Annotated in this window: 17 protein-coding genes; all 17 read left to right on the top strand. The window is 46.8% G+C overall.

What is annotated here, in order from left to right; all coding sequences use genetic code 11:
• The 17 genes from fliM (at position 1) to rpsB (ending at position 14,263) form a co-directional block, all read left to right on the top strand.
• A complete protein-coding gene (gene fliM, locus N6H06_RS15110; RefSeq protein ID WP_062750676.1) occupies positions 1-990 on the top strand; it encodes a flagellar motor switch protein FliM in 990 nt (329 codons plus the stop codon).
• Positions 983-2,170, top strand: a complete 1,188-nt coding sequence (gene fliY / locus N6H06_RS15105; protein WP_263707453.1) for a flagellar motor switch phosphatase FliY — start codon at positions 983-985, stop codon at positions 2,168-2,170. Before fliM ends, fliY begins: the two co-directional genes overlap by 8 nt.
• A gap of 45 nt (positions 2,171-2,215) precedes the next feature.
• Entirely contained in the window at positions 2,216-2,578 is a 363-nt protein-coding gene (locus N6H06_RS15100; RefSeq protein ID WP_011247099.1) for a response regulator, read from the top strand.
• Complete coding sequence (locus N6H06_RS15095; RefSeq protein ID WP_263707452.1) at positions 2,553-3,206, top strand: flagellar biosynthetic protein FliO; 654 nt, start codon at positions 2,553-2,555, stop codon at positions 3,204-3,206. The genes N6H06_RS15100 and N6H06_RS15095 overlap by 26 nt, the downstream gene beginning before the upstream one ends.
• Positions 3,203-3,886, top strand: a complete 684-nt coding sequence (gene fliP / locus N6H06_RS15090) for a flagellar type III secretion system pore protein FliP (RefSeq protein WP_263707451.1) — start codon at positions 3,203-3,205, stop codon at positions 3,884-3,886. The genes N6H06_RS15095 and fliP overlap by 4 nt, the downstream gene beginning before the upstream one ends.
• Before the next feature lie 97 nt (positions 3,887-3,983).
• Entirely contained in the window at positions 3,984-4,253 is a 270-nt protein-coding gene (fliQ, locus tag N6H06_RS15085; protein ID WP_011247096.1) for a flagellar biosynthesis protein FliQ, read from the top strand.
• Positions 4,253-5,035, top strand: a complete 783-nt coding sequence (gene fliR, locus N6H06_RS15080; protein ID WP_263707449.1) for a flagellar biosynthetic protein FliR — start codon at positions 4,253-4,255, stop codon at positions 5,033-5,035. The genes fliQ and fliR overlap by 1 nt, the downstream gene beginning before the upstream one ends.
• Entirely contained in the window at positions 5,032-6,120 is a 1,089-nt protein-coding gene (gene flhB / locus N6H06_RS15075; RefSeq protein ID WP_263707448.1) for a flagellar biosynthesis protein FlhB, read from the top strand. The genes fliR and flhB overlap by 4 nt, the downstream gene beginning before the upstream one ends.
• Before the next feature lie 22 nt (positions 6,121-6,142).
• Positions 6,143-8,179 (top strand): flagellar biosynthesis protein FlhA, encoded by a 2,037-nt coding sequence (flhA, locus tag N6H06_RS15070; RefSeq protein WP_263707447.1) that lies wholly within the window; start codon positions 6,143-6,145, stop codon positions 8,177-8,179.
• Positions 8,176-9,156, top strand: coding sequence for a flagellar biosynthesis protein FlhF (locus tag N6H06_RS15065; RefSeq protein ID WP_263707446.1), 981 nt, complete (start codon positions 8,176-8,178; stop codon positions 9,154-9,156). Before flhA ends, N6H06_RS15065 begins: the two co-directional genes overlap by 4 nt.
• Entirely contained in the window at positions 9,156-9,731 is a 576-nt protein-coding gene (locus N6H06_RS15060; RefSeq protein ID WP_263707445.1) for a hypothetical protein, read from the top strand. Before N6H06_RS15065 ends, N6H06_RS15060 begins: the two co-directional genes overlap by 1 nt.
• Entirely contained in the window at positions 9,725-10,654 is a 930-nt protein-coding gene (locus N6H06_RS15055; RefSeq protein ID WP_263707443.1) for a CheB methylesterase domain-containing protein, read from the top strand. The genes N6H06_RS15060 and N6H06_RS15055 overlap by 7 nt, the downstream gene beginning before the upstream one ends.
• Positions 10,647-11,261, top strand: coding sequence for a chemotaxis protein CheC (locus N6H06_RS15050; RefSeq protein WP_263707441.1), 615 nt, complete (start codon positions 10,647-10,649; stop codon positions 11,259-11,261). Before N6H06_RS15055 ends, N6H06_RS15050 begins: the two co-directional genes overlap by 8 nt.
• Positions 11,254-11,733 carry a chemotaxis protein CheD gene (locus N6H06_RS15045; RefSeq protein ID WP_212953806.1) on the top strand — a complete coding sequence of 160 codons (480 nt, stop codon included), beginning with the start codon at positions 11,254-11,256 and terminating at the stop codon, positions 11,731-11,733. The genes N6H06_RS15050 and N6H06_RS15045 overlap by 8 nt, the downstream gene beginning before the upstream one ends.
• Positions 11,734-11,750: 17 nt before the next feature.
• The gene (locus tag N6H06_RS15040; protein WP_011247087.1) at positions 11,751-12,515 is read left to right on the top strand and encodes a FliA/WhiG family RNA polymerase sigma factor; all 765 of its coding nucleotides are present in this window, start codon (positions 11,751-11,753) and stop codon (positions 12,513-12,515) included.
• 13 nt (positions 12,516-12,528) lie between these two features.
• Complete coding sequence (locus N6H06_RS15035) at positions 12,529-13,410, top strand: DUF2802 domain-containing protein (RefSeq protein ID WP_263707440.1); 882 nt, start codon at positions 12,529-12,531, stop codon at positions 13,408-13,410.
• Positions 13,411-13,534: 124 nt separating this feature from the next.
• Positions 13,535-14,263, top strand: a complete 729-nt coding sequence (gene rpsB, locus N6H06_RS15030) for a 30S ribosomal protein S2 (RefSeq protein WP_062750662.1) — start codon at positions 13,535-13,537, stop codon at positions 14,261-14,263.
• Positions 14,264-14,303 lie beyond the last annotated feature (40 nt).

Raw genomic sequence — 14,303 nt, 5'->3', positions numbered from 1 at the left:
ATGGCTGATGTGCTGTCTCAAGGTGAGATTGATGCGCTCCTTTCTGCTTTGACGACTGGAGAAATGGATGCCGAAGAGTTATTAAAGCTAGAGTCAGAGAAGAAAGTTCGGGTTTATGATTTTAAACGAGCGCTACGCTTTTCAAAAGACCAAATTCGGAACTTATCCCGCATCCATGAAAATTACGCGCGGTTGTTGACAACCAATTTATCGGCCAAGCTCCGTTCGCTTGTGCAAATCCAAGTAGCCTCTGTCGAACAGGTTCCATACGAAGAGTATGTCCGCAGCATACCGACGATGACGTTTTTGAACGTGATCGAGCCTCTACCATTAAATGGACGGGTATTAATTGAAATTAATCCTAATATCGCCTACGCCATGTTTGACCGTGTACTTGGCGGACATGGGATGAGCTTTAATAAAATTGATAATTTGACAGAAATTGAAACAAAAATTTTATCAGGGCTATTTGAATCGATGCTGGCAAGTTTCGCTGAAGCTTGGACGACTGTAATTGAAATGGAGCCGATCACCGAAAACATTGAAGTGAATCCCCATTTTTTGCAGCTCGTGTCACCGAACGAAACGGTTGTTGTCATTTCGCTGTCAACAAGCATTGCCAATACGACAGGGCTCATGACGATCTGTTTGCCTCATGTCGTATTAGAAGAAATATTGCCGAAATTAACGAGCCACCATTGGTTTCAAGAACAGCGCGGTGCCCTCTCAACAGAAGATAAGGCACTGTTAAACAAACAAGTCCGGCAAACGACACTTGAAGTTGCCGTCGAACTTGGGCGCTCAACGATTACGATTGAAGAATTTCTTCGCCTTGCTAAAGGAGATGTCGTTGCCTTAAACCAGCTAATTGATGAACCACTTGATGTGCTCGTAGGCGGTGAAAAGAAATTTAGCGGCCAGCCAGGAGTAAAGCGAGACCGGATGGCTTTGCAAGTGACTGACGTATTAGGAGGAACGGATGATGAATGACAAGCCGCTTTCCCAGGAAGAAATAAACGAATTGTTAAAGGGGCTCCAGGACGGCGAAGCTTCCGATGAGGCTGGACAACAGGAAGTCCGTGAAGGCGAATCCCAGCCAGAAGAAACACAAACGGAGCCCCCGGATATTAACGAGTTTTTAACTCATATGGAGCAAGATACGATCGGCGAAATCGGCAATATTTCCTTTGGTAGTTCGGCGACTGCGTTATCAGCACTGTTGAATCAAAAAGTCGAAATTACGACACCGGTTGTATCGGCAGTTAGCTCAGACATGCTGCGTCAGCTTTTTCCACGGCCGAACGTCATTGTCCATGTCAAATACACAGAGGGATTTGAAGGCTCTAACTTATTTGTGATTACGACTGATGACGCAGCGATCATTGCAGATCTCATGCTTGGAGGAAATGGGGAAAACCCTGATCCAGAATTGTCGGAGATGCATTTAAGTGCAGTCCAAGAAGCGATGAACCAAATGATGGGTTCTGCCTCAACGTCGATGTCGACGTTATTCAATCGCCGTGTCGACATTTCGCCGCCAAAAGTGGAAGTCATTGAATTTGATGCACAGTCGCGGACAGAGTATGTTCCCGATGGAGAAGAATTGATTGCGATTTCGTTTTCTCTTCGCGTCGGCGATCTGATTGATTCAAAATTAATGCAACTTATTAGCGTTCCTTTCAGCAGAGATTACGCAAACGCTTTGCTTGGCGGTGGCACCACAGCAGAACCGGCAGTGCAAGAGGCAGAACCGTTGCCTGAACCTGCTCCGGCCATTGGCGGGCACGGGGATGGTACAAGTGCTGGGCGAGTGAACCAGCATATTGGCCAAAGGGTAAAAGACGCTGAACAAGTCGTGGAAAAAGCGGTATTCTCTAATTTTGAGACAACAAAGCCAGACGAAGCAGAAATGCAAAACTTAGACATGCTCTTAGACATACCGCTGGAAGTTAAAGTGGAATTGGGACGCACGAAAAAAACGATCCGTGAAATTTTGTCGATTGCGCAAGGATCGATTATTGAACTTGACAAGTTGGCAGGTGAGCCGGTCGACGTACTTATCAATGACAAGCTGATTGCTAAAGGCGAAGTGGTCGTGATTGACGAAAACTTTGGCGTACGGATTACAGACATTGTTAGCAAAAAAGACCGTCTTACCCACTTGCGTTAACGTTTATCTATCTTAAGAAATCAACATATAGAAAGAGGGCTTTTCATGTCAAAAAAAGTATTGGTTGTTGATGATGCGGCATTTATGCGCATGATGCTTAAAGACATTTTAACGAAGAACGGCTATAACGTAGTTGGAGAAGCCAATGATGGCAACCAAGCAGTTGAAAAATATAAGGAACTTTCCCCTGACTTAGTGACGATGGATATTACGATGCCGGAAAAAGACGGAATTTCGGCATTGAAAGAGATTAAACAGTATGATCCGAGCGCCAAGGTGATTATGTGCTCAGCGATGGGTCAACAAGCGATGGTCATTGACGCGATCCAAGAAGGCGCAAAAGACTTTATCGTAAAACCATTTCAGGCGGATCGAGTGATCGATGCGATTTCTAAAGCACTTAGTTAACGTTTCGTCTATCATCGCGCTGGCCCTGCTACTCGTTGGTTTAGCAGGGTTCAGCCCTGCTGAAGCAAAAGACTGTAGCGTCAATGACGTGCTCGAGAATGGCGAATGCGATGAGGAACTGGCCCAGGAAGAAGTTGAAGAAGCTGAAGCTGAGGCAGAAGCGCTTATGGAGCCGCCTTGGCTCAGCTTTGTCAAGATGATCGTGGCACTTGTTGTTGTCATTGCTTTGTTATATGGGCTGTTGCGCTTTGTGAACAAACGGGCGAAAACATTTCAAGAAACAAAGGCGCTTCATCTCGTCTCTGGTGTTTCTCTCGGCCAAAACAAATCCGTTCAGTTGGTTAAAGTCGGGGAAACATTATTGGTTGTGGGCGTCGGTGATCAAGTGCAATTGCTAAAAGAAATCGCCGATCCAGACGAAATAACGGCGATTCTCGCCAAACAGCAAGCTGGGGATGAGGAGCCATTTCTCGGTCATGCTTTCGGAAGCATGAAAGCGGCGTTCTCGAAAAAAACAGGCACTGCGCCACCGACGTTCCAACACATTTTAAAGGACAAGCTTGCGGCTTCTAAGCAAGAGCTGCAAGATACACGCCAGGCATTTATAGAAAAGAGGAAGGACCGATGATTTTACAACATGCAGTAGCTGCTTTTGCCTCGTTTGATTTTGCGAATGGCGAGACAATGGCAACAACGGTCCAAATTGCCTTATTGCTAACGGTGCTGACGATTGCGCCAGGAATTTTGATTATGATGACATGCTTTACCCGCATCATCATTGTGCTAGCCTTTGTACGACAAGGGCTCGCAACTCAATCGACGCCACCAAACCAAGTGTTAATTGGGCTTGCGTTGTTTATGACCGCCTTTATTATGGCCCCTGTCATTCAGGAAGTGTATGAGACCGCATACGTACCTTTAGCGGAAGGGGAGTATTCCAGCGAGGAAGCATTTGAGGCAGCCGTTGTACCAATTAAAGAATTTATGAGCGCCCATACAAGGGAAAAGGATTTGGCGTTGTTTATGGGGTACGGCGGATATGACAGGCCTGCTTCAATAGATGACGTGCCGTTGACGGCGCTTGTGCCTGCTTTTGCAATTAGTGAGTTAAAAACAGCCTTTCAAATCGGCTTTTTGATTTTTATCCCTTTTCTTGTGATCGATATGATTGTTGCTAGTGTATTGATGTCGATGGGGATGATGATGCTGCCTCCTGTCATGATCGCTCTGCCGTTTAAAGTGCTCTTGTTCGTGTTAGTAGATGGCTGGTATTTAGTCGTTCAAAGCTTGCTGATCAGCTATCAATAGCGATGGGAACAATCGTAATGGGCTCTCGTATTCTAGTGGGGCTGGCAGTTGCAGGAATGAACCAATGAGATTACCGATTTAATAGGAGTGAGCCGCTATGAGTTTAGAAATGGTTACACACTTAGCCCAAAGCGGTGTATGGACCGTACTGATCGTTGCTGGTCCGCTTTTGGTTGTAGCGTTGGCGCTCGGTCTGATTGTAAGTATATTCCAAGCGACGACGCAAATCCAAGAGCAAACACTAGCATTTATCCCTAAAATTGCTGGCGTGCTGCTTGCGCTCGTTTTCTTTGGCCCATGGATGTTGTCGCAACTGACTGAGATGGCGTACAGCATTTACAACAATTTGTATAGGTTTATTGGCTGATGGATGAATGGCTAACGCTTTATCCGGCTTTTTTACTCATATTTATTCGCGTCAGCTCTTTTTTCGTCGTGCTGCCGCTTTTCAACCACCGAACGGTGCCTGCCCCGCTCAAGCTCGGACTATCAGCGTTTTTGGCCGCTATTCTTGCGGTGTCTCTCGACGTGCCTGAGTTAGCGCTAGATTTGCCATTTTTGCTTCTTGCCTTAAAGGAATTTGCGATTGGCATTTCTGCTGGACTGATCGCTTCGATGATTCTCTATGCTGTGCAAGTAGCGGGCGGTGTCATTGATTTTCATTTAGGGTTTATGCTTGCCAATGTCGTTGACCCGCAAACCGGGGCGCAAAGCCCGTTGACAGGAAGTTATTTATATCTATTCGCGATGTTGTATTTGCTAATTATAGACGGACACCATTTGCTTCTTGATGGCGTGATCTACAGTTATCAGTTTGTCCCTCTTGACCAACTTGCGCTTCCGTTTGGCAGCGGACATGTAATCGAGCATGTGACGCAAGTGATGGTGATGCTGTTTGCGATGGCGGTGTCGATGGCTATGCCTGTAGTCGGTGCGCTCTTTTTAGTCGATGTGGCCTTAGGCATTATCTCAAGAACCGTTCCGCAAATGAATGTGTTTGTCGTCGGGATTCCGATTAAAATGTTGGCAGGTTTTATCGTATTTGCTATCTATATCGGCGTCTTTTTTATGAGCGTGAACGTTTTATTTGAAGAATTATTGCTTGCGATGAGGCGTCTGCTAGAAGGGCTGGGTGGTGGTCCGCAATGACAAGGCTACCTATGGATCTGCAATGGTTTGCAGAGGAGAAAACAGAAAAAGCAACGCCCAAAAAAAGGCAGGATACCCGTAAAAAAGGGCAAGTGCCAAAGAGCCAGGACGTCAATACCGCTTTTATGCTATTTGCCGCATTTTTGCTTCTTTCCCTCTTTGCTGGGCCAATGCTGTTTGCTGCTTTAAAGGAAATGATGGCTGATGTGTTTCAGCGCTTTCTATCATTGCCGCTGACAGCTGAGAATATTGCGGCATTGTTCAACGAATTGACATGGGAGATGGGAATGGCTGCTTTGCCGATTATGGCGCTAACTGTTCTTGCCGGCGCATTTGCCAGCTTCGTGCAAGTCGGTTCTTTATTCACTGCCGAGCCAATGAAACTGAAGCTGGAAAAATTAGATCCGATTAAAGGGGCGAAGCGGATATTTTCGACGAGGGCACTCGTCGAACTTGGCAAATCGATGTTAAAGATTGTCTTTATTGGCGCAGCCGTGGCCTTTGTGATTTATGCGAATATAGGCGATGTGTTGCTTTTATCACAAAAAAGTGTGGAGGTCGGCGCTGCTTCGATTGGCCATTTAACAGTGACAATGGGACTGTTTGCGGCGGTATTGTTAATGGTCCTCGCTATTCCAGATTACCTTTACCAGCGCTATGACCATGAAAAGCAAATCCGCATGTCAAAAAAAGATATTCGTGATGAACATAAAACGATGGAAGGCGACCCGAAAATTAGGGCGCGCCGGAAACAACGGCAATTGGAAATGTCGATGAACAGGATTATGCAAGAAGTGCCAAAGGCGGATGTGGTCATTACGAACCCGACCCATTACGCGGTAGCGCTTCGCTACGACCAAGAACAAGCCGATGCGCCAATCGTTGTCGCCAAAGGCGTTGATTATATGGCTGAACGGATTAAAACGGTCGCTAAAAACCACGATGTTCCACTTGTTGAAAACGTTGCGTTAGCAAGGGCGATGTATGCGTCTGTTGAACTGATGCAGCCAATCCATGAAGACATGTTCCAAGCTGTCGCCGAAGTGCTTGCTTACGTGTACCGGTTAAAGAAAAACAAACATTAAACATGAAAAGGAGGGAGATGCGATGAAAGCGAGGGATTTAACGGTTTTAGCAGGCGTGATTTTAATCATTGTCATGCTGATTATCCCGCTTCCGCCTTTTTTGCTCGATGTCTTAATTATATTTAATATTTCACTGTCATTGCTCATTTTGCTAGTAGCCATCAGCACAAAAGATGCCCTTGACTTTTCAATTTTTCCAACGATGCTGTTGCTCGTCACGCTGTTTCGCTTAGGATTAAGCGTGTCGACGACACGGTCGATTCTCGGCAATGCGGAAGCAGGGAATGTGATTGATACGTTCGGGAGTTTTGTCATTGGCGGCAATGCTGTAGTTGGGTTTATCGTCTTTTTAATCCTCATCGTTATCCAGTTTATTGTCATTACAAAAGGGGCCGAGCGTGTGTCGGAAGTCGGTGCCCGCTTTACGCTTGACGCCATGCCAGGAAAACAAATGAGCATTGATGCGGATTTGAATGCTGGGCTCATTTCTGACCGTGAGGCGAAACAGCGCCGGGAAAAAATTGAGCGCGAGGCTGACTTTTATGGTTCGATGGACGGTGCCAGCAAGTTTGTAAAAGGTGATGCCATTGCTAGCATCATTATTGTCATCATTAATATGCTCGGCGGCCTCTTGATTGGCATGATGCAAATGGGCATGGACATGAACACGGCGGCCAATACATACACGCTTCTAACAGTCGGGGACGGCTTGGTCACGCAAATACCGGCATTGCTTATTTCTACAGCTACAGGCGTCATTGTTACAAAGGCCGCTTCAGAAGGAAACTTAAGCACCGATTTGTCGAGGCAAATCCTCGCTTACCCAAAGCTTCTTTATGTCACAGCGGCGACTATTTTTCTGCTTGGTTTAGCAACACCGATTACGAAAGTTGTCACGTTTTCGATCGCAGGGTTACTCGTGTTTGCAGGCTACCGCCTGTCAAAAGCAAGCTTGGCAAAAGCGAATTTAGAAGAAGCCCTTTTAGAAGAAGCACCACCTGAAGAGCCGTCTGGCCCTGAAAGTGTCGTCCAACTTCTGCAAATGGACCCGATTGAATTTGAGTTTGGCTACGGTTTGATTCCGTTAGCAGATGCCAATCAGGGGGGAGATTTGCTCGACCGCGTCGTGATGATCCGCAAGCAAATGGCTCTTGAACTTGGCTCTGTCATCCCTGTTATTCGGATCCGCGATAACATTTCTCTTGAGCCAAACAGTTATATGATCAAAATTAAAGGCACTGTTGTTGCAAAAGGGGAAGTGCTGCTCGACCATTACATGGCCATGAGCACAGGGGAACAAGATGACTCGATTGTCGGCATTGAAACGATTGAACCTGCATTTGGGCTCCCTGCTTTATGGGTAGACGAAGACATGCGCGACCGCGCTGAAATGGCCGGTTATACAGTCGTCGACCCGCCGACAGTGATTTCAACACATTTAACGGAAGTGTTAAAAGCACATGCCCATGAGCTGCTTGGGCGCGAAGAAACGAAGCAGCTTATCGACCATCTGAAAGAATCGTATCCGACGCTTGTCGAAGAAGTAACGCCGAACCCGCTCACAACGGGCGATATTCAAAAAGTGCTCCGCAATTTGTTGCGTGAACAATTATCGATCCGGAATTTGCCTGTTATTTTTGAAGCGCTCGCTGATTACGGCCCGCTTACAAAAGACATGAATGTCGTCACGGAGTATGTGCGCCAAGCTTTATCACGGCAAATTACAACACAATTGACAAACGGCGGGAACGAATTATTCGTCATCACGTTGGCCGCTGCTGTTGAAAAGAAAATCGCCGATGCCATTGGCCAGAATGAGAATGGCAGCTTTTTGGCGCTCGCGCCTGTTGATTCACATGCGATTTTACAAAACACGGCCAATGAAGTACAAAAAGTGGCTGAACTTGGCAGGCAGGCCGTGATTTTATGTTCGCCGGCCGTACGAATGCACATGCGCCAATTAATTGAGCGCCATTTGCCCCATGTCCCCGTCGTGTCTTATAACGAACTGGAACCGGATGTGGAAGTCCAAAGCGTAGGAGTGGTAAATGCCGAATGAACGTAAAACGATTTGTAGCCCCGACGCTAGAGGAAGCGGCAAAAGACATCCGCAAGCAGTTGGGCAAGGATGCTGTCATATTGCACGTCAAAGAAGTGGTGACAGGAGGGCTATTTGGTTTTTTTGGCAAAAAGCAAGTCCAAGTGACTGCTGGCATTGACGGGCCGAATCACCGTAACAGCAGCGTTGGCCGCGATGGTGAAGATAAGCAATCACCGCTTTTAAAAGAAGCAAACCGTCATTTGCAACAGCTGGGCGTATCGAACCGTGTTCTTAAAAATTTGCAGTTGACAGCGCAAATGGCAGAGAAGCAAGGCAACGCCCGCACGAAAGAAGAGTTGCTTATGCAAACATTTCGAGCCAGTTTGCAGCTGCAACCATTCGAGCAAAAACGGCAACAAACACTCATTGTCGCTGGGCCAACTGGAGTAGGGAAAACAACGACAATCGCCAAGCTTGCTGCAAAAGCCATGTTTGAGGAAAACAAAACGGTTTCTTTCATCACGTTTGATACGTATCGGATTGCCGCAGTCGAACAGTTAAAAACATATGCTCATATTCTCGATTGCCCTATTTATACAGCATACAATGAATCAGAATTAATTGATTTGTGCAGCCGTCAAACGGCTGATCTTGTCTTAGTTGACACAGCTGGGCGCAATTATTTGCAGGAGCAAATGCCTGTTGAGCTCGTTGATTATATACGGCAGAGCGCGTCATGTCACTTGTTGGTTGCCCTTAGTTTGGCTGCCAAAGCAGAAGATGCCCGGCATATGCTTAGCCGTTTTCCAAAAGAGCTTGTCAATGGCCTGATCTTAACGAAGTTGGATGAAACGGCTTCACTTGGAACACTTTGTGAGCTTTTGTACAGCGATTCGGTTCCGGTTGCTTGTGTGACGACCGGGCAAAATGTGCCAGAAGACATTTGCTGGCCTGATAAAGAACAATTGCTGAAGTGGCTTACCGGGGGTGTCTAATGGATCAAGCAGAAGGCTTGCGTATGCTTGCAAGCAGGAAAACGAAAGCATTTGAAATCCACCTTTCAAACGCGCACGAAACAATGATGATAGAAGAAATTTGTCAAGCGCTCGATCGCTATGGGTTCCAAGCGGTTATTATCGCAACCGACGCCGCAAAACAACTTTTTTCAGCACAGAAACAAGACCATCTATTTACTCGGGAAACGAGTAAAACGCTGTCCGCTGCCAATGTTCAAGTGCTGTTTTACATCCGTACAGCGGGGGAGAAAAAACAATTGCGCCAAGACGTTCCTTTGTTGTTGTTTACAGTGCCAGATAAAGAGGCGCTTCTTGCCAACTATCAGTTTGTGAAACAAGAAAGGCCTCATTCTGTTTTGCTCCTTGGCTTGTCACAAGGCGATTCAGACAAAGCGAAGCGCGCTGCTTACAATATGGCGGATACGATTACGACATTTTTAGAAAAGCGGACAACCATCCTTGGTGTCATTGAAAACGAGCCTCGAGAAGCGTACGTTGACAGCATTTACGAAAGTGTCAGCGTGCTCGTAAAGGAATTTTTGTTGGAATGGTGACCGTGGCTGTTGTGAGCCCTTCTTTGTTTAAGCAGCAATTTCTACAAACGGCGCTACGTCAAGTAGAGGGACTCGAGGCAAATGCTGCTTTTTCAAACTGGGAAGAGGCGATTGTAACTGTTGATGCATTCTTATATGCGCCTTGTGACGAATGGGGGCAAATCGACGTGATGGGGTTGCCTCGCCATACAGTGTTTGTCTTGGAACCGCAGCAGCGAGTGGTTGACAGCGACCGAACAGTCTTCTGGCAAACGGCAAATGCCAAAGCGCTAACCAAAGCCCTTGCCGCCAAACTGTTGCCATGTGCCAAACGAGAGGAAGCGACCTTACAGCCATTAGGGGAAGTGGTTGCCATTGGTGCATCATCAGGCGGCCCTCTTGCTCTCACACATGTGCTGACAAAGCTAGCCCCTGACTTTTCAGCTCCAATCGTCATTGCCCAGCATATGCCAGCAGGTTTTACAAAATCGCTGGCCGCTCGGCTTGACCGCTTATGTCGGATTCGCGTCAAAGAAGCATCGCATGGGGAAGCGCTACTTGCGGGTACTGCTTATATTGCCCCAGGCGGCGCGCAGTTGGAACTAAATAAACGTGGCGCTCGCTTGTACGCACACATTTCACCTGCTGGCAAAACTGATTTGTACCATCCTAGTGTGTCCCTGCTTTTTCAGTCTACAATTGCGTGTGCGACGAAAACGCTTATTGTGTTAACGGGCATGGGGAATGATGGTTCAAAAGTATTGGAAATGGTCAAGCAGAGCGGCGGTTGTGAAATCTTAGCAGAGTCGGAAAAATCGGCGGCGATTTTTGGAATGCCTAAGGCTGCGATTGCGAGCAATCAAGTCGACGCTATCATGGACAAGGATGAGATCGGGCGCTACCTAGCTAAAAAAGATAAACGGGAAGGGGGATTTTATGCGTAATCGATTAGACGGAATGAAGGAAATGGCCAATATTGGCACAGGCTACGCGGCGACAGCTCTGTCCAGCCTACTTGGCGCCAATGTTGTCATGGACGTTCCAGCGGCCCGCTACTTATGCATGGCTGAACTGCCCCGCTTCCGTTTTGCGGAGGATGAAGAAATTGCTGCTGTCTATGCCCCCCTAGGCGGTGAGCTTGGCGGCGGAATGTTCTTTTTGGCGACCACAAAAGCAGCTGCTGCTTTCTCCGCTTATTTGCTCGAAGAAAAGCTCAAGCTAAAGCCACATGTATTTGCCGCAAGTGAGCTGGCCCAGTCAGCCTTCCAAGAAGTAGGAAATCTGTTGATCGGTGCTTATTTGACTGCTTTATCAAAACTGACAGACTTAAAATGCTACCCGCTTGTGACTGAGCTTTCCATTGATTTAGCAAGCGCTGTTCTCGCAGAAGGGGCGCTACATTTAATCGATGACGAAGAATGCATTGTGATGGAAACGGACATTTGCCTTCCGCAATCGACGCAGCCCCTTGATGGCTTATTGCTGTTCATACCCGATAAAAATGCGAGTGTTACCTTAACGCAGGTGTTGGAGGCTAGTTGCCATGACTAAGGGCGAAACCATCTCAATCGGAGAGTGGAAAATTGTCAAAGGCGAAGGTGTCCTACGGACGTGCGGCCTAGGCTCTTGTATTGGCATTGTCTTGTATGATCAGGAACGATTCATCGCCGGCATGGTTCATGTGATGCTTCCCGATTCGACGAAGGCGCGAAAAGGGGCGAATCCATGGCGCTATGCGGACACTGCCATCGCCTCCTTGCAAGCAGAGTTGAAAAAGCAGGGCGCTAGGAACCTTTGCGCAAAGATGGCGGGAGGTGCACAAATGTTTAAGCACGCAGTGAAACGTGAATTCATGCAAATCGGCGAGCGCAACGCGGCGGCTGCCAGAGAGACATTCGCTCGCCTAGGCATCACACTTGTTGCAGAAGATACAGGTGGAACGAAGGGACGGACGATCCAATATGACGTCAAAACAGGCGAATTGGCCGTCCGTACGGTCCATCACGGGCAAATGATACTTTGAAAGGGGAGTGCGGCTTTATGGCAAATGCTGCAGAGTTATGGAAACAATGGGATGACGAACATTCAGAAGTAGCTGCTGAAGCGTTGATCGAACACTATATGCCGCTAGTTGCTTACCATGTGCAACGAATTTCGAATGGCTTGCCGTCATCGATTTCAAAGGATGAACTGAAAAGCCACGCGTTAAGCGGCCTGCTAGATGCAATTGCCAAATTTGATTCCAAGCGAGCGCTAAAATTTGATACATATGCATCGTTTCGAATCCGGGGAGCGATTATCGATGGGCTCCGCAAAGAAGACCGCCTGCCACGGACAATCCGTGATAAAGTGAAAAAATTGGAACAAATAACAGAACAACTAGAACAGGAGAAAGGGCGGTCTGTTCTTCCTGGCGAAGTGGCAGCAGCAATGGGTTTGCCAGAAAAAGAGATTGAAGCGTTAAAACGGGAACAATTTGCCAGCCATACGCTTTCCTTGGACGACGTTATGCATATGAACGACCACTTGGACCCTAGCGCTGTTGCTTACCAATTTGAAGATGAACAAGCGATTATGCCTGATGATAAATTAGTCGAAGAAGATACACGTAAAGAATTAGCAGAAATGATTAAAGAGCTAGGACGCAATGAACAGCTTGTCATCCAACTTAGTTATTACGAAGAATTGTCATTGACGGAAATCGGGCGCATTTTAAATTTGTCGACTTCACGGATCTCACAAATCCATGCCCGGGCAATTGCTAAACTACGGAAAGGTTTGCAAAAGAAAGAGTTTGTCCGTTAAGGGGGAGAGCAAGTTGACGGAAATCTTAGTATTTGCCCTTTTGCTACTGTGCGGCTATTTGTTCATGAAACAGGTTGCCCTTGAAAGCAAAGTAAAAGCGCTTAAAGAGGGGCATGTAGATAAAGGCGAACTAGAAGAAGCGCTTGAGCAATTTTTAGCTGAAGTAAAAGAAAGCAACGACCAGCTGCTTACGGTGTTAAGCGACAGTTGTGAACAAGATGTTGACGCCGATCAAGCGAAAGAAGGGGAACAGCCAAAACTGGCCAGTCAAGTCAAAGACGATTCGGGTGTTAAGCTTGTCAATAAAGCTAAAGGCGTTACATATGGGGAACTGGCCAGTCAAGCCAAACGTGATCCAGATGTTAAGTTTGCTGATCAGGCTAAGGCCGATAAACGTATGAACCTCGTTAATCAAGGCAAAAGTGATAAACACGCGAAACTTGTCAATCAAGTGGAAGGTGGTCAGTGGGATAAGTCCGCTAATCAGAATAAAGACGGGAATCTCGTTAATCAAGTCAATGGCAATCAACGTGAGAAAGACCAGAGCTATGACAAACCCGTTGATCGTAGTATCGTTGACAACCGCAGCAAATACAAAACAAATGGTGATGAGGAAAGAAGCGACAAGCACAACGAGCATAACCACCATAACGAAAATAAAGACGGCAACGGGCAAGACAGCAGGCTGGAGTCTGTTGAAGAGAAAGAGGAATTTGCCCACTCGACTACGTACAGCCAAGTATTTTCGCTAAGGAAGCAAGGGCTGACTGTGGAAGAAATTGCCCGTGACTTGGGAATCGGCGTAACGGAAGTGAGCTTGCTGCTTCGCTTCCATGAAAAAAATGATGAAAATCCGCATGTATCCAGTTGCAGGGAATCGGACAATATGGTATAGTAATTGACGGTGTTAAATACACACGCCTTGGATTTTGGCGAAGGTGCTTAGGCAATTGCGCTGAGTGTCGTCAAAAAATGAAGAGTGCGGAGGAAACTAAAACCAACCTAAGGAGGTGTTCGATGTGGCAGTAATCTCCATGAAGCAATTGCTTGAAGCGGGTGTCCACTTTGGCCATCAAACGCGCCGCTGGAACCCTAAAATGGATCGCTACATCTTCACAGAAAGAAACGGAATTTACATTATTGACTTGCAAAAAACGGTCAAAAAAGTCGAAACAGCGTACAACTTTGTTCGCGATCTTGCGGCTGATGGAGGGAAAATCCTTTTCGTCGGCACGAAAAAACAAGCGCAAGATTCTGTTCGCGACGAAGCAATCCGCTGCGGCATGTTCTACATTAACCAACGCTGGCTTGGCGGAACGCTTACAAACTTTGAGACGATTCAAAAGCGGATTACGCGCTTGAAAAACCTTGAAAAAATGCAAGAAGACGGCACTTTTGATGTGCTTCCAAAGAAAGAAGTCATCTTGCTGAAAAAAGAAATGGACCGTCTAGAAAAATTCCTAGGCGGAATTAAAGACATGAACGGCGTGCCGGATGCGCTGTTTGTTATCGACCCTCGTAAAGAGCGGATTGCAATTGCCGAAGCGCATAAATTAAACATTCCAATCGTGGCGATTGTCGATACAAACTGTGATCCTGACGAAATCGATTACGTCATCCCTGGTAACGATGATGCCATCCGCGCTGTAAAACTATTAACTGGCAAAATGGCTGACGCTGTGATTGAAGCGACAGCTGGTGAATCAGAAGAAGAAGTCGACGTTGAAGAAGAAACAACAACAGCGTAAATGACGGACTCCAAAAAGGGTGGTAAAGGGAGATGAACCC

It is taken from the genome of Shouchella tritolerans, assembly GCF_025770735.1.
Taxonomy (GTDB): Bacteria; Bacillota; Bacilli; order Bacillales; family Bacillaceae_D; genus Shouchella; species Shouchella tritolerans.
Note: the sequence above shows the minus strand (reverse complement) of the source record. Positions and strands in the feature narration are given on the sequence as shown.

What these genes read in the sequence shown, in the direction of transcription:
- N6H06_RS15095 (WP_263707452.1), top strand. Translation starts at nt 2,553, where the DNA reads ATGCGATTTCTAAAGCACTTAGTTAACGTTTCGTCTATCATCGCGCTG.
- N6H06_RS15065 (WP_263707446.1), top strand. Translation starts at nt 8,176, where the DNA reads ATGAACGTAAAACGATTTGTAGCCCCGACGCTAGAGGAAGCGGCAAAA.
- N6H06_RS15040 (WP_011247087.1), top strand. Translation starts at nt 11,751, where the DNA reads ATGGCAAATGCTGCAGAGTTATGGAAACAATGGGATGACGAACATTCA.
- flhB (WP_263707448.1), top strand. Translation starts at nt 5,032, where the DNA reads ATGACAAGGCTACCTATGGATCTGCAATGGTTTGCAGAGGAGAAAACA.
- fliQ (WP_011247096.1), top strand. Translation starts at nt 3,984, where the DNA reads ATGAGTTTAGAAATGGTTACACACTTAGCCCAAAGCGGTGTATGGACC.
- N6H06_RS15045 (WP_212953806.1), top strand. Translation starts at nt 11,254, where the DNA reads ATGACTAAGGGCGAAACCATCTCAATCGGAGAGTGGAAAATTGTCAAA.
- N6H06_RS15055 (WP_263707443.1), top strand. Translation starts at nt 9,725, where the DNA reads ATGGTGACCGTGGCTGTTGTGAGCCCTTCTTTGTTTAAGCAGCAATTT.
- fliP (WP_263707451.1), top strand. Translation starts at nt 3,203, where the DNA reads ATGATTTTACAACATGCAGTAGCTGCTTTTGCCTCGTTTGATTTTGCG.
- N6H06_RS15060 (WP_263707445.1), top strand. Translation starts at nt 9,156, where the DNA reads ATGGATCAAGCAGAAGGCTTGCGTATGCTTGCAAGCAGGAAAACGAAA.
- N6H06_RS15100 (WP_011247099.1), top strand. Translation starts at nt 2,216, where the DNA reads ATGTCAAAAAAAGTATTGGTTGTTGATGATGCGGCATTTATGCGCATG.
- fliR (WP_263707449.1), top strand. Translation starts at nt 4,253, where the DNA reads ATGGATGAATGGCTAACGCTTTATCCGGCTTTTTTACTCATATTTATT.
- N6H06_RS15050 (WP_263707441.1), top strand. Translation starts at nt 10,647, where the DNA reads ATGCGTAATCGATTAGACGGAATGAAGGAAATGGCCAATATTGGCACA.
- fliY (WP_263707453.1), top strand. Translation starts at nt 983, where the DNA reads ATGAATGACAAGCCGCTTTCCCAGGAAGAAATAAACGAATTGTTAAAG.
- flhA (WP_263707447.1), top strand. Translation starts at nt 6,143, where the DNA reads ATGAAAGCGAGGGATTTAACGGTTTTAGCAGGCGTGATTTTAATCATT.
- fliM (WP_062750676.1), top strand. Translation starts at nt 1, where the DNA reads ATGGCTGATGTGCTGTCTCAAGGTGAGATTGATGCGCTCCTTTCTGCT.